Annotated in this window: 19 protein-coding genes; 1 reads left to right on the top strand and 18 read right to left on the bottom strand. The window is 67.0% G+C overall.

The features are described from left to right. Nucleotides 1-15: 15 nt before the first annotated feature. Genes ptsP through N1032_RS02385 form a run of 3 tightly spaced genes read right to left on the bottom strand, consistent with a single transcriptional unit; the run spans nt 16 to nt 2316 of the window. Nucleotides 16-1686, bottom strand: coding sequence for a phosphoenolpyruvate--protein phosphotransferase (ptsP, locus tag N1032_RS02395; RefSeq protein ID WP_259537217.1), 1671 nt, complete (start codon nt 1684-1686; stop codon nt 16-18). Then, complete coding sequence (locus N1032_RS02390; protein WP_259537216.1) at nt 1686-1955, bottom strand: HPr family phosphocarrier protein; 270 nt, start codon at nt 1953-1955, stop codon at nt 1686-1688. Before N1032_RS02390 ends, ptsP begins: the two co-directional genes overlap by 1 nt. Before the next feature lie 13 nt (nt 1956-1968). After that, the gene (locus N1032_RS02385) at nt 1969-2316 is read right to left on the bottom strand and encodes a PTS sugar transporter subunit IIB (RefSeq protein WP_259537215.1); all 348 of its coding nucleotides are present in this window, start codon (nt 2314-2316) and stop codon (nt 1969-1971) included. A gap of 160 nt (nt 2317-2476) precedes the next feature. Between N1032_RS02385 and N1032_RS02380 the strand changes: the two genes are divergently transcribed. Next, complete coding sequence (locus N1032_RS02380; protein ID WP_259537214.1) at nt 2477-4399, top strand: BglG family transcription antiterminator; 1923 nt, start codon at nt 2477-2479, stop codon at nt 4397-4399. A 34-nt stretch (nt 4400-4433) separates the two neighbouring features. Here N1032_RS02380 and map read toward each other — a convergent pair whose 3' ends face one another. The 15 genes from map to rplP form a co-directional block, all read right to left on the bottom strand. Next, a complete protein-coding gene (gene map, locus N1032_RS02375; protein ID WP_259537213.1) occupies nt 4434-5285 on the bottom strand; it encodes a type I methionyl aminopeptidase in 852 nt (283 codons plus the stop codon). 13 nt (nt 5286-5298) lie between these two features. Continuing rightward, nucleotides 5299-5904, bottom strand: coding sequence for an adenylate kinase (locus N1032_RS02370; RefSeq protein ID WP_259537212.1), 606 nt, complete (start codon nt 5902-5904; stop codon nt 5299-5301). Further along, nucleotides 5901-7223, bottom strand: coding sequence for a preprotein translocase subunit SecY (gene secY, locus N1032_RS02365; RefSeq protein WP_259537211.1), 1323 nt, complete (start codon nt 7221-7223; stop codon nt 5901-5903). Before secY ends, N1032_RS02370 begins: the two co-directional genes overlap by 4 nt. Nucleotides 7224-7355: 132 nt before the next feature. Then, nucleotides 7356-8045 carry a 50S ribosomal protein L15 gene (rplO, locus tag N1032_RS02360; protein ID WP_259537210.1) on the bottom strand — a complete coding sequence of 230 codons (690 nt, stop codon included), beginning with the start codon at nt 8043-8045 and terminating at the stop codon, nt 7356-7358. Then, nucleotides 8045-8230 carry a 50S ribosomal protein L30 gene (rpmD, locus tag N1032_RS02355; RefSeq protein WP_171707109.1) on the bottom strand — a complete coding sequence of 62 codons (186 nt, stop codon included), beginning with the start codon at nt 8228-8230 and terminating at the stop codon, nt 8045-8047. Before rpmD ends, rplO begins: the two co-directional genes overlap by 1 nt. Next, the gene (gene rpsE, locus N1032_RS02350; RefSeq protein ID WP_259537209.1) at nt 8230-8895 is read right to left on the bottom strand and encodes a 30S ribosomal protein S5; all 666 of its coding nucleotides are present in this window, start codon (nt 8893-8895) and stop codon (nt 8230-8232) included. Before rpsE ends, rpmD begins: the two co-directional genes overlap by 1 nt. A 26-nt stretch (nt 8896-8921) precedes the next feature. Beyond that, nucleotides 8922-9293, bottom strand: a complete 372-nt coding sequence (gene rplR / locus N1032_RS02345; RefSeq protein WP_259537208.1) for a 50S ribosomal protein L18 — start codon at nt 9291-9293, stop codon at nt 8922-8924. Between the two features lie 3 nt (nt 9294-9296). After that, nucleotides 9297-9833, bottom strand: coding sequence for a 50S ribosomal protein L6 (rplF, locus tag N1032_RS02340; RefSeq protein ID WP_259537207.1), 537 nt, complete (start codon nt 9831-9833; stop codon nt 9297-9299). 6 nt (nt 9834-9839) lie between these two features. Beyond that, complete coding sequence (gene rpsH, locus N1032_RS02335) at nt 9840-10238, bottom strand: 30S ribosomal protein S8 (RefSeq protein ID WP_066041161.1); 399 nt, start codon at nt 10236-10238, stop codon at nt 9840-9842. Nucleotides 10239-10314: 76 nt separating this feature from the next. Then, a complete protein-coding gene (gene rplE, locus N1032_RS02330; protein WP_259537206.1) occupies nt 10315-10905 on the bottom strand; it encodes a 50S ribosomal protein L5 in 591 nt (196 codons plus the stop codon). Continuing rightward, on the bottom strand, nt 10905-11264 hold the full coding sequence (rplX, locus tag N1032_RS02325) for a 50S ribosomal protein L24 (RefSeq protein ID WP_259537205.1): 360 nt from the start codon (nt 11262-11264) through the stop codon (nt 10905-10907). The genes rplE and rplX overlap by 1 nt, the downstream gene beginning before the upstream one ends. A gap of 2 nt (nt 11265-11266) precedes the next feature. After that, the gene (gene rplN, locus N1032_RS02320; RefSeq protein WP_066041167.1) at nt 11267-11635 is read right to left on the bottom strand and encodes a 50S ribosomal protein L14; all 369 of its coding nucleotides are present in this window, start codon (nt 11633-11635) and stop codon (nt 11267-11269) included. Next, nucleotides 11636-11959 carry a 30S ribosomal protein S17 gene (rpsQ, locus tag N1032_RS02315; protein ID WP_259537204.1) on the bottom strand — a complete coding sequence of 108 codons (324 nt, stop codon included), beginning with the start codon at nt 11957-11959 and terminating at the stop codon, nt 11636-11638. Further along, the gene (gene rpmC / locus N1032_RS02310) at nt 11959-12303 is read right to left on the bottom strand and encodes a 50S ribosomal protein L29 (protein WP_259537203.1); all 345 of its coding nucleotides are present in this window, start codon (nt 12301-12303) and stop codon (nt 11959-11961) included. Before rpmC ends, rpsQ begins: the two co-directional genes overlap by 1 nt. Further along, nucleotides 12303-12722 carry a 50S ribosomal protein L16 gene (rplP, locus tag N1032_RS02305; protein WP_022897965.1) on the bottom strand — a complete coding sequence of 140 codons (420 nt, stop codon included), beginning with the start codon at nt 12720-12722 and terminating at the stop codon, nt 12303-12305. The genes rpmC and rplP overlap by 1 nt, the downstream gene beginning before the upstream one ends. Nucleotide 12723 lies beyond the last annotated feature (1 nt).

Genomic DNA, 12723 nt, shown 5'->3' with positions numbered 1-12723 from the left:
TGGTGCGATGGTGCGTCAGGAGATCGAGGCGGCGGTGACGGCCGCGCGAGCCTCGATCGCGCTGTTGGCCGACAACGCCAGGTCGGCGAACCGCCGGGCGTCGTCGAGGGTGAAGCGGGCGAGTTCGGCCCGCACGTCGGCCAGTGCGGCCGGCGACATCGAGAGGGTGGTGGCGCCGAGGCCCACCAGCACGACGGCGAGCAGCGGGTCGGCGGCGGCCTCTCCGCAGATGCCGACGGGCTTTCCGAGCTGCTGGCCAGCCTTGCCGACCTCGCCGACGAGCTTCAGCACCGCCGGATGCCACGGGTCTTGGAACGAGGCCACCGAACCGAGCAGGCGGTCGGCCGCCAGCGTGTACTGGGTGAGGTCGTTGGTGCCGATCGAGGCGAAGTCGGCGTCGGCCAGGATGCGATCGGCGAGCAGGGCCGACGACGGCACCTCAACCATGACGCCGGCGGTCTTCAGTCCGCACTCGCGGGCGAGAGCGGTGAAGTAGCGGGTCTCCTCGACGGTCGACACCATGGGAGCCATGACCCACACGTCCGCGTCGGTCTCGGCGTCGGCGGCGGCGAGCGCCCGCAGCTGATCGCGCAGGATCGGCTCGTTCGCGCGGAGGGCGCGCAGTCCGCGCAGCCCCAGTGCCGGGTTCTCCTCCGGAGCGTCGTTCAAGAAGCTCAGGGGCTTGTCGGCACCGGCGTCGAGCGCACGCACCACCACCTTCTTGCCGGCGAAGGCCTGCAGCAGGCGAACGTACTGCGCCTTCTGCTCGTCGACCGTGGGGGCGCTCGTGGAGTCGAGGAAGAGGAACTCGGTGCGGAACAGGCCCACGCCCTCCGCGCCCTTGGCCAGGGCGTCTTCGGCGCCGTCGGCCGAGCCGAGGTTCGCCAGCAACGGCACCTCGGTGCCGTCGGCCAGGCGGCCCGGCCCGGTGTCGGCGCTGCGGGCCGAGCGGAGCTCTTCGGCGCGCTCGAGCGCCTGAGCCCGCTCGTCGTCGGTCGGCGAGACGGTGACGGTGCCGGTCGAGGCGTCGACGATGACCTCGGTGCCGTCGGCCAGGTCGAGCGCGTCGGCCACGCCCACCACCGCCACGATCGACTTCTCCCGGGCGAGGATGGCGGTGTGCGAGGTCGGGCCGCCGTCGCTCGTGACCAGGGCGAGCACCTTCTCGAGGTCGAGCAGAGCCGTGTCGGCCGGGGCCAGGTCGCGGGCGACGAGCACGAAGGCGAAGTCGGGATCGGGAACACCGGGGGCGGCGACACCGCGCAGGTGGGCCACCACCCGCTGCGAGACGTCGTCGAGGTCGGTCGCGCGCTCCCCCATGTAGCCGCCCATGCTCACCAGCAGGTCGCGGAATGCGGCGAACGCCTCGAACACCGCGCGCTCGGCGGTCTTGCCGCTGTCCAGCCGCTCCCCCACGTCGTCGATGAGCGTCGGGTCCTCGGCCATGAACGCCTGGGCCTCGAGCACGTCTTTGGCCGAGCCGCCGGCACGCTCGCCGCGGTGCCGGATGATGGCCGCTGTGGCCGCCAGCGACGCTCGGGCCCGCTCCTTCTCGGCGTCGGGGGTGAGCGCGCTGGGGGTGTCGTCGGGTTCGGGCAGAGGATCCGGCATCCGGAGCACCTGACCCACGGCGATGCCGCGGCCGATGCCCGTGCCCTGCAGGCGGCGGCTGGTCACGTCGGTCATCAGTCGGCGTCCAGGTCGGTGCTGAGCAGGGTCACGAGTTCGTCGAGCACGGCGTCGGCGCTGTCGCCCTCCGACACCAGCGTGAGCGTGTCGCCCTGCTCGATGCCGAGCGAGATGACGCCCAGGATGCTCGCGGCGTTCACCGCTTTTCCGCCGGCCTTCGAGATCTGCACCGGCAGCCCCGACTTCGCCACGGTCTGCGTGAAGATCGTCGCCGGGCGAGCGTGAAGACCGTGCTTCGATGCCATTTCGACGGTTCGTTCAGCCATGTTCAATCTCCTTCTAGGTTGGCTCTACTGTGAGCCGGTCGGTCGAGGCCTGTGGTGCGCCGAGCAGGTCGGCCACCAGGTCGGCGGCGGCTTCCGCGCCGCCCGCATCGAAGACGGTGTCGGGCAGCAGCGCGGCCCCCACTCCGGCATCGTTCGCCCGTGCCTGGAGCTCTGCGAACTCCGCCCCGAGATGCGGACCGACCAGCAGCAGGTCGGTGCCGGTGAGCCGGTCGTCGAGATCGAACCGGGTGCCGGCCTCGACGGTGAGATCGAGTCCCCGCGAACGGGCGACCCCGCGAAGCCGCAGTGCGAGAAAGGTGCTCGACGCTCCTGCACCGCAGATGATGAGCACCCTGTTCACGCACGCCTCCTCGCGTCGTCGGTCGATCCACTGTCGATACTCGGCCACGGGGCCGGTGCGCGGCCAGCAGGTTTCCTTCCTCGCCCCCGGAAGCGGCGTTGTCGCGGGTACGCTTGATCGGCAACAGCCAGACCGAACACGACGCCGGAAAAGACGGGTGATGAGCGAGAAGTACGAACGGCTGCTGGAGTTCCTGGCCGAGTCCGACGAGTGGGTCACCGCCGGCGAGCTGGCCGACCGGCTCGGCGTGACCACCCGCAGCGTGCGCAGCTACGTCACGGGCGTCAAGAACGCCGCCCGCCCGCTCGAGGTGATCGCGTCGTCGACGAGCGGCTACCGGCTGAATCGCGAGGCCTACGCGAGTTTCGTCACCGGCCTGCGGTCGCGCGACGCCGAGCCCGGCAGCCCCCGCGAGCGCGTGCACTTCATCATCCGCGGTCTCGGCGACGCCCTCGACGGCCTCGACGTCTACGACCTGGCCGCGTCGCTGTTCGTGAGCGAATCGACCGTCGAGGCCGACCTTCGCAAGGTCAAGCTGCTGGTCGAGGAGGCGGGGCTGTCACTCGTGCGGCGCGGCAGCTCGGTGTCGCTCTCGGGCAGCGAGCTGAACCGGCGGCGGCTGCTCAGCCGCATCTTCCGCGACGAGAGCGCCCAGGGCTTCCTCGACCTCGAGAACATCCAGCGGGAGTTCTCGGGCGACAACCTCGGCGCCTTCAAGTCCGACCTCATCGCCATGCTCGACGAGCACGGCTACTTCGTCAACGAGTACTCGATCAACAACGTGCTGCTGCACATCGCGATCGCCGTCGACCGCGTGGCCAAGAACCAGTCGATCGACCAGGCCGACGAGCATCCGGTCTCCGAGACCATCCGCGACATCGCCGGCCGGCTCGACGGCCTCATCCGCTCGCATTTCGACGCCGCCCTGAGCATCCGCGAACTGACCTACCTGTCGGTGCTGCTCACCACGCGGGTGCTCACCCCGGGCCACGACGAGCCCACCGAGGTGGTCGCCGCCAACTACCTCGACCGCGACTACCTCGACGACATGCGCCGCATCGTGCGGCTGGCGAGCGACGAATACCTGGTCGACCTCAACGACGAGGACTTCATCGTGCGGCTGAGCCTGCACATCCGCAATCTCGTCGCCCGGGCCCACGAGAACTCCTACTCGCGCAACCCGATGACCCGGTCGATCAAGGGCTCGTTCCCCATGATCTACGAGCTCGCGGTGTTCATCGCCAGCCAGATCCAGCGGCGCGAGCAGATCACGATCAACGACGACGAGATCGCCTACATCGCCCTGCACGTGGGCTCCTATCTCGAGCGGCAGAACCTGCGCGAAGAGCGCGTCACCTGCGCGATCGTGTGCCCCAACTACTACGACATGCACGTCGTGCTGCGCTCGAAGCTCGAGGCCGAACTCGGCTCCGACCTGCAGGTCGACGTGGTGATCACCCGGGCCGACGTCGACTGGTCGGGGCTGTCGTCCGACATCGTGGTCACCACCATCCAGGCCCCGGCGGCGCGCGACAACGTCGTGGTCATCCAGCCCTTCCTCACCGAGTCCGACTTCGAGGCGGTGCGCCGGGCGATCGCCACGGTGCGCCGCCACCGTCGCCGCATGGAGATCAAAGACGAGCTGCTGCAGTACTTCGACGAGCGGCTGTTCTGGCGCAATTTGCGTGCCCCGACCGAGGCGGGCATGATCCGCACGCTGGGCGACTCGATGGTGGGGCTCGGCGTGATCGACGAGTCCTACGTCGAGGGCGCCATCGAGCGCGAGCGCATGTCGTCGACGGCGTTCACCGACACCATCGCCGTGCCCCACGCGATGGAGATGAGCGCCACCCGCACCGCCATCGCGATCGTCGTCAACGAGTCGCCGATGACCTGGGGCGACAACCGGGTGAACGTCATCGCCCTCATCGCGTTCAGCGCCAGCGGGCGCAAGGCGTTCCAGAACGTGTTCGATCAGCTGGTGGAGGTGTTCTCCGACCGCGACGACGTGCAGCGCATCGTGAAGCGCGGCGTCGACTTCCCGTCGTTCATCGACGAGCTCGTGCACGTCATCGACACCTGAGGGCCGGGCGGGCAGCTCCCGCGGCCGGAGTGCGTCAGGGAATGGGCACCGGCGTCACTCCGAGCGGCGCCAGGGCGGCCGCGCCGCCGTCGTCGGCGGTGAGCACCCAGATGCCGTCTTCGTGCACGGCGACCGAGTGCTCCCAGTGCGACGACATGCTGCCGTCGGCGGATGCCACGGTCCACTCGTCTTCGCGCACGTAGGTCTCGGTGGTGCCGGCCGTGATCATCGGCTCGATCGCCACCACCAGGCCGGGCTTGACCTCGGGGCCCTTCGGGCGCACCCGGTAGTTGAACACCGGCGGCGCTTCGTGCATGCTGCGACCGATGCCGTGGCCGATGTAGTCGGTGAGGATGCCGTAGGTCGCGCCGTCACGTGTCGACGGGTGGTTCTCGACGAACTCCTCGATGGCCTCGCCGACCTCGTTGAGGTGGCGTGCGGCGGCCAGACGCGCGATGCCGTGCCAGAGCGACTGCTCGGTTACATCCGACAGCAGACGGCGGGCCGCCACCTCGACCGGCCTCGACGCATCGTCGAGCACCACGGTGATCGCCGAGTCGCCGTTCCAGCCGTCGACCTCGGCGCCGCTGTCGATCGACACGATGTCGCCGGCCTCGAGCACGCGGCCACCGGGGATGCCGTGCACGATGTCGTCGTTGACCGACGTGCAGAGCGTGTGGAAGTAGCCGGGCACCATCTGGAAATTCGACACCCCGCCGAGCGACCGGATGGTGCTGTCGGCGATGGCGTCGAGCTCGAGCGTGCTGATGCCCGGGCGGATGGCGGCGCGCACCGCGGCGAGCGACGCGGCCGTCACCAGCCCGGGGCGCACCATCAGGCGCAGCTCCTCGGGCGTCTTGTAGATGCCCTTGTTCTTGCGGATCATGCGGGTTCCGGGGTCAGCGACTCGCGAGCGCGGCGATGATGCGGCCGGTGACCTCGTCGATCGCTCCGAGCCCGTCGACCTCGATCAGCAGTCCGCGCTGGGCGTAGACATCGATGAGCGGAGCCGTCTGCTCGGCGTAGACGTCGAGCCGGCGGCGGATCACCTCGTCGGTGTCGTCGCTGCGGCCCTGCTCGGCCGATCGCTTCAGCAGTCGCTGCACCACCTCGTCGGTGTCGGCGGTGAGCACGACGACCGCGTCGAGCGATGCGGCATTCACGCCGAGGATGTCGTCGAGCTCCTCGACCTGCTGCAGGGTGCGGGGGTAGCCGTCGAGCAGGAAGCCGTCGGCGACATCCGGCTGGCTCAGTCGGTCGCGCACCAGCTCGTTGGTCAGGGAGTCGGGAACGTAGTGCCCCGCGTCCATGTACTCCTTGGCCTTGACGCCGAGCTCGGTGCCCTCTTTCACGTTCTCGCGGAAGATGTCGCCCGTCGAGACCGCGGGAATGCCGTAGGCCTCGGAGAGACGAGCCGCCTGGGTGCCCTTGCCGGCCCCGGGCGGGCCGATGAGGAGCAGGCGGAGCGAGCCGTTCGAATCGGCCGCGCCCGGCCCGTCCGTCATCGCAGAAGTCCCTCGTAGTGGCGTTGCTGCAACTGCGAGTCGATCTGCTTCACGGTCTCGAGACCGACACCGACGATGATCAGGATCGACGCGCCACCGAACGGGAAGTTCTGGTTGGCACCGACCAGCGCGAGAGCGATCAACGGCAACAGCGCGATCAGACCCAGGTAGATCGACCCGGGAAGGGTGATGCGGGTGAGCACGTAGTCGAGGTATTCGGCGGTCGGCCGGCCGGCACGGATGCCGGGGATGAACCCGCCGAACTTCTTCATGTTGTCGGCGACCTCTTCGGGGTTGAAGGTGATCGCGACGTAGAAGTAGGTGAAGCCCACGATGAGCAGGAAGTACAGCAGCATGTAGAGCGGGTGATCGCCCTGCACCAGGTAGCTGTTGATCCAGGTCACCCAGCCAGCGGGCTGCTCGCCCGGTTGTGGCTGGTTGAACTGCGCGATCAGAGCCGGCAGGTAGAGCAGCGACGACGCGAAGATCACGGGCACCACGCCGGCCATGTTGACCTTGATGGGGATGTAGGTGTTGTTGCCGCCGTAGGTGCGCCTGCCCACCACGCGTTTGGCGTATTGAACCGGGATGCGCCGTTGCGAGAGCTCGACGAACACCACGAGCCCCACGACCAGGAGCCCGACGGCGATCACCAGCAGGAAGACCTCGAAGCTCTTGGTCTGCGCGATGAGCCAGAGCGAGGCGGGGAAGCGGGCGGCGATCGACGTGAAGATCAGCAGCGACATGCCGTTGCCGATGCCGCGCTCGGTGATGAGTTCACCCATCCACATGATGACGCCGGTGCCGGCGGTCATGGTGATGACCATGAGCAGGATGGCGTACCAGGCGTCGTTGGTGATGAGCTGCCCGCACTCGGCGACGGTCGACGTGCCGAACAGCGCACCGCTGCGGGCGACCGTGATGAGCGTCGTCGACTGCAGCACACCCAGCGCGATGGTGAGGTAGCGCGTGTACTGCGTCAGGCGGCTCTGGCCCGACTGGCCCTCCTTGTAGAGGGTCTCGAAGTGAGGGATGACCACGCGCAGCAGCTGCACGATGATCGAGGCCGTGATGTACGGCATGATCCCCAGCGCGAAGATGGAGAGCTGCAGGAGGGCGCCACCACTGAAGAGGTTGACGAGCTCGTACAACCCGGACGTGTTCTGGTTCGCGGCTAGACAGGTCTGCACGTTTCCGAAATCCACGAAGGGAGCGGGGATGAACGATCCCAGGCGGAACAGTGCGACGATGCCGAGCGTGAAGCCGATCTTCCGGCGGAGATCCGGCGTGCGGAAGATCCTCGCTACGGCTTTGAACAAAAAGGGCCTCCTGCGTTTATGTGGCTCAATGCCAAGAAAGCCGGTGACCCGATTCGTGGCCTCGACAGGCTACATCATTCACATGACGCAGGATGTCGAGCGCTCACCAATCAGGTCACCGGTCTGCGGAACCTACTTGACGGAACCACCCGCGGCGACGATCTTCTGCTCGGCGGAGCCGGAGACCTTGTCGACCGCGACGTTCAGCTTAACCGCAATGTCGCCATTGCCGAGAACCTTCACTTTTTCGTTCTTGCGCACGGCACCCTTGGCGACCAGGTCGACCACGGTGACGTCGCCGCCCGAGGGGTAGAGCTCAGCGAGCTTCTCCAGGTTCACGACCTGGTACTCCACCCGGAACGGGTTCTTGAAGCCGCGGAGCTTCGGGGTGCGCATGTGCAGCGGCATCTGCCCACCCTCGAAGCCGACCTTGACCTGGTAGCGGGCCTTCGTGCCCTTGGTGCCACGGCCCGCGGTCTTACCCTTGGAGCCCTCACCACGGCCCACGCGGGTGCGAGCCTTCTTGGCTCCCGCAGCGGGACGGAGGTGGTGCACCTTGAGCACGTGCTCGCGGGGGCCGGCGGTCTCGTCGGCGGCGGGCTTGGCCTTGGCAGCAGGCGCCTTGGCCGCGGCCGGAGCCGTGGTCTCAGCGTCGGCAGCCTTGGCGGGAGCCTTCTTCGCGGCGGCCTTGGCGGGAGCCTTCTCGGCCGGAGCCTTGGCAGCCGCCTTGGGCTCCGCCTTCTCCTTCGGCGCGGCCTTGGGGGCCGCAGCCTTCTTCGGAGCCGCCTTCTCGGCGGTCTCCTTGGCGTCGTTCTCAGCCATTAGTCAATCTCCTCGACCTTCACCAGGTGTGCGACGGTGCGCACGTAACCACGGTTCTGGGCGTTGTCTTCGCGAACGACGATGTCGCCGATCCGCTTCAGTCCGAGGCTGCGCAGCGTGTCCCGCTGGTTCTGCTTCTCGCTGATCTTGGACTTGATCTGGGTCACTTTGAGGCGCGCGGCCATCATGCACCTGCCTTCGCAGCTAGAGCGTCGGCCTCGGCGCGCACGAGGCGGGCCGGGGCGACGTCTTCGAAGTCGAGGCCACGACGGGCGGCGACGGCACGCGGCTCTTCGAGCTGCTGCAGCGCCTCGACGGTCGCGTGCACGATGTTGATCGTGTTCGACGAGCCGAGCGACTTCGAGAGGATGTCGTGGATGCCGGCGCACTCGAGAACGGCGCGCACCGGGCCACCGGCGATGACGCCGGTACCGGCGGCGGCGGGGCGCAGGAGCACCACACCGGCGGCCGCCTCACCCTGAACCGGGTGAGGGATCGTGTTGCCGACGCGGGGAACGCGGAAGAAGTTCTTCTTCGCTTCCTCGACGCCCTTCGAGATGGCGGTCGGCACCTCGCGGGCCTTGCCGTAGCCGACGCCCACCAGACCGTTGCCGTCTCCGACGACGACGAGAGCGGTGAAGCTGAAGCGACGACCACCCTTCACCACCTTCGAGACGCGGTTGATGGTGACGACGCGCTCGAGGAAGTTGCTCTTGTCGGAGTCACGTCCTCCGCGGTCGCCGCGGTTCGGGTTGCGCTCACGGCCTCCACGGCGTGCCTCGCGGGGCTCGCTCTGGGTCGACTCGGTCGACGCGGCGGTCTCGACGGGGGCTTCAGCTACTGCTGCCACGTCCTGCTCCTTATTGGTTTCGGGGGTCACAGGCTCAGACCACCCTCTCGAGCTCCATCGGCGATGGCCGCGACGCGACCCGCGTAACGGTTTCCACCGCGGTCGAACACGACGGCGTCGATCCCGGCCTGCTTCGCACGCTCGGCGACGAGCTCGCCGACCTTCTTGGCCTTGGCGGTCTTGTCACCGTCGAAGGTGCGCAGATCGGCTTCGAGGGTCGAGGCCGACGCGAGGGTGTGACCCTTGCTGTCGTCGACGACCTGCACGAAGACGTGACGAGCCGAACGGGTGACCACCAGGCGCGGACGCGCCGGGGTGCCTTCGACCTTCTTGCGAAGTCGCAGGTGCCGGCGATCGCGGGCAGCGGACTTCGACTTTCCTCTGATTCCAGTAGCCATGGTCTACTTACCACTCTTTCCGGCCTTGCGGCGAACTACCTCGCCGGCGTACCGCACGCCCTTGCCCTTGTAGGGCTCGGGCTTGCGCAGCTTGCGAATGTTTGCGGCAACTTCACCGACGGCCTGCTTGTCGATTCCGTTCACCGTGAGCTTGTTGTTCCCTTCCACCGTGAACGAGATGCCCGCGGGCGGCTCGACCGAGATGGGGTGGGAGTACCCGAGCGCGAACTCGACGCCGCTGCCCTTGGCAGCGACGCGGTAACCGGTTCCGACGACCTCGAGGCTCTTGGAGTAGCCCGTGGTGACGCCGGTGATCTGGTTCGCGATGAGGGTACGCGTGAGGCCGTGGAGCGATCGCGAGGTGCGCTCGTCATCCGGGCGGGTGACGAGAACCTGGTTCTCTTCGACCGTGGCCTTGATGGGCTCCGCGACGACGAGCGCGAGCTCGCCCTTGGGGCCCTTGACCGCGACCTGCTGGCCGTCGATGGAGACGGTGACGCCGGCCGGGATGTCGATGGGGAGACGTCCGATTCGTGACATTGTCAGTTACCACACATAGGCGAGGACTTCCCCACCTACGCCCTTCTTGCTCGCCTGGCGGTCCGTGAGGAGACCCGAGGAGGTGGACAGGATGGCGACGCCGAGCCCGCCGAGAACGGTCGGGATCTCGGTCGACTTCGCGTAGACGCGCAGACCGGGCTTCGAGACGCGCTTGATGCCCGCGATGGAGCGCTCGCGGTTCGGGCCGAACTTGAGGTTCAGCGTGAGGGTCTGTCCGACCTTCGCGTCGGTGACCTCCCAGCCCGAGATGTAGCCCTCGGACTTCAGGATGTCGGCGATGTGCGACTTGAGCTTCGAGTGCGGCATCGACACGGTGTCGTGGTGCGCCGAGTTCGCGTTGCGCAGTCTGGTCAGCATGTCTGCGACCGGATCTGTCATTGTCATTATGTGTGGCCTTTCGCGCCTGGTTTCGACACCCTTTCCGAGGATGCCGACCTATGGTCGTGGTGGGTGAATGGTGCTAGTTGGTGGTGCTGTCGTCGGACTTGAACGGGAACCCGAGCGCCTTGAGCAGCGCACGACCCTCGTCGTCGGTCTTGGCGGTCGTGACGACGGTGATGTCGAAACCACGAACGCGGTCGATCCTGTCCTGGTCGATCTCGTGGAACATCGACTGCTCCGTGAGACCGAACGTGTAGTTGCCGCGGCCGTCGAACTGCTTGTCCGAGAGACCACGGAAGTCGCGGATGCGGGGAAGCGCGAGCGACAGGAGGCGGTCGAGGAACTCCCAAGCACGGTCGCCACGGAGCGTGACGTGGGCGCCGATGGGCTGACCCTCACGCAGCTTGAACTGGGCGATCGACTTGCGGGCCTTCGTGACCTGCGGCTTCTGACCGGTGATCGCGGTGAGGTCCTTCACGGCGCCGTCGATGATCTTGCCATCGCGGGCCGCTTCGCCGACACCGGTGTTCACGACGATCTTCACGAGTCCGGGCACCTGGTGCACGTTCGTGAAACCGAAGTCCTTGGTGAGCTGATCGACGATCTGGCTCTGGTACTTCTGCTTGAGGCGCGGCTGGATTTTGCCAGCTGCGGGGGCAGTCGTGGTCATTAGAGGTCCTTACCTGACTTCTTCGCGTAACGAACGCGGACCGTCTTCGTGACGCCGTCCTTCGTTACTTCTTCGTTGCGGTGGCCGACGCGGGTCGGCTTCTTGGTGTCGGGGTCGACCAGGGCGACGTTCGACACGTGGATCGGCGCCTCCATGGTCTCGATGCCACCGGTCTTGGTGCCGCGCTGGGTCTGACCGACGCGAACGTGCTTCGTGACGAAGTTCACGCCCTCGACGACGACGCGGTCCTTCTCGACCTGCACCTCGATGACCCGACCCTGCTTGCCGCGGTCTCCGCCGCGGGCCTGGCTGGGGCCGGTGATGACCTGAACCAGGTCACCCTTCTTGATGTTCGCCATGACTAGATAACCTCCGGTGCCAGCGAGATGATCTTCATGAACTTCTTGTCACGGAGCTCACGGCCGACCGGTCCGAAGATGCGGGTGCCACGGGGGTCACCGTCGTTCTTCAGGATCACAGCGGCGTTCTCGTCGAACTTGATGTACGAGCCGTCGGAGCGACGGGTCGACTTGACTGTGCGGACGATGACGGCCTTGACCACGTCGCCCTTCTTGACGTTTCCGCCGGGGATGGCGTCTTTCACGGTCGCGACGATGACATCGCCGAGGCCCGCGTAACGACGGCCGGATCCACCGAGAACACGAATCGTCAGGAGTTCCTTGGCGCCGGTGTTGTCGGCGACCTTAACTCGTGATTCTTGCTGCAGCATTTACTTCGCCTTTTCCAGGATCTCGACCAGGCGCCAGCGCTTCGACGCTGACAGGGGACGGGTCTCGTTGATGAGCACGAGGTCGCCGATGCCGGCGCTGTTGGTCTCGTCGTGCGCCTTCACCTTGGAGGTGCGGCGGATGACCTTGCCGTACAGCGGGTGCTTCACGCGGTCCTCGACCTCGACGACGATGGTCTTGTCCATCTTGTCGGAGGTGACGTAGCCACGACGTGCCTTGCGGTAACCGCGAGCCGCGGCATCCTTGACGTCGTGCGAGGACGACTCGTGGCCGGTCGCGACGACCTTCTCTTCGGTCTTAGCCATTACTTGGCCTCCTCGGTCTGTGCAGCCGTCTCAGGCTCGACTGCGGGCGCCTCGGCGTCTGCAGCCTTCTTGGTCTTCTTGGGTGCCTTCGCCGGCTTCGCCGCGACCTCCACCGGGGCGGGCGTGGCACGGATGCCGAGCTCCCGCTCGCGGATGATCGTGTAGATACGGGCGATGTCGCGCTTCACGGCGCGCAGGCGGCCGTGGCTTTCGAGCTGGCCGGTGGCCGACTGGAAGCGCAGGTTGAACAGCTCTTCCTTGGCCTTGCGAAGCTCCTCGAGAAGTCGAGAATCTTCGAACGTGTCGAGCTCCGCCGAGGCGAGCTCCTTAGAACCGATCGCCATTACGCGTCGCCCTCCTCGCGCTTGATGATGCGTGCCTTCAAAGGCAGCTTGTGGATTGCACGGGTCAGTGCCTCGCGAGCGATGGTCTCGTTGACCCCGCTCAGCTCGAACAGCACGCGGCCCGGCTTGACGTTCGCGACCCACCACTCGGGCGAACCCTTACCGGAACCCATGCGGGTTTCGGCCGGCTTCTTCGTGAGCGGACGGTCGGGGTAGATGTTGATCCACACCTTTCCACCACGCTTGATGTGACGGGTCATCGCGATACGAGCGGACTCGATCTGACGGTTCGTCACGTAAGCGGGCGTGAGGGCCTGGATGCCGTACTCACCGAAGCTGACCTTGGTGCCACCGGTGGCCTGGCCACTGCGACCCGGGTGGTGCTGCTTGCGGTGCTTGACTCGACGGGGGATAAGCATG

Origin of the sequence: Herbiconiux daphne, assembly GCF_024979295.1 — a bacterium.
Classification (GTDB): Bacteria; Actinomycetota; Actinomycetes; order Actinomycetales; family Microbacteriaceae; genus Herbiconiux; species Herbiconiux daphnes.
The sequence above is the reverse complement of the archived record's forward strand: the minus strand, read 5'-3'. Positions and strand labels throughout refer to the sequence as shown.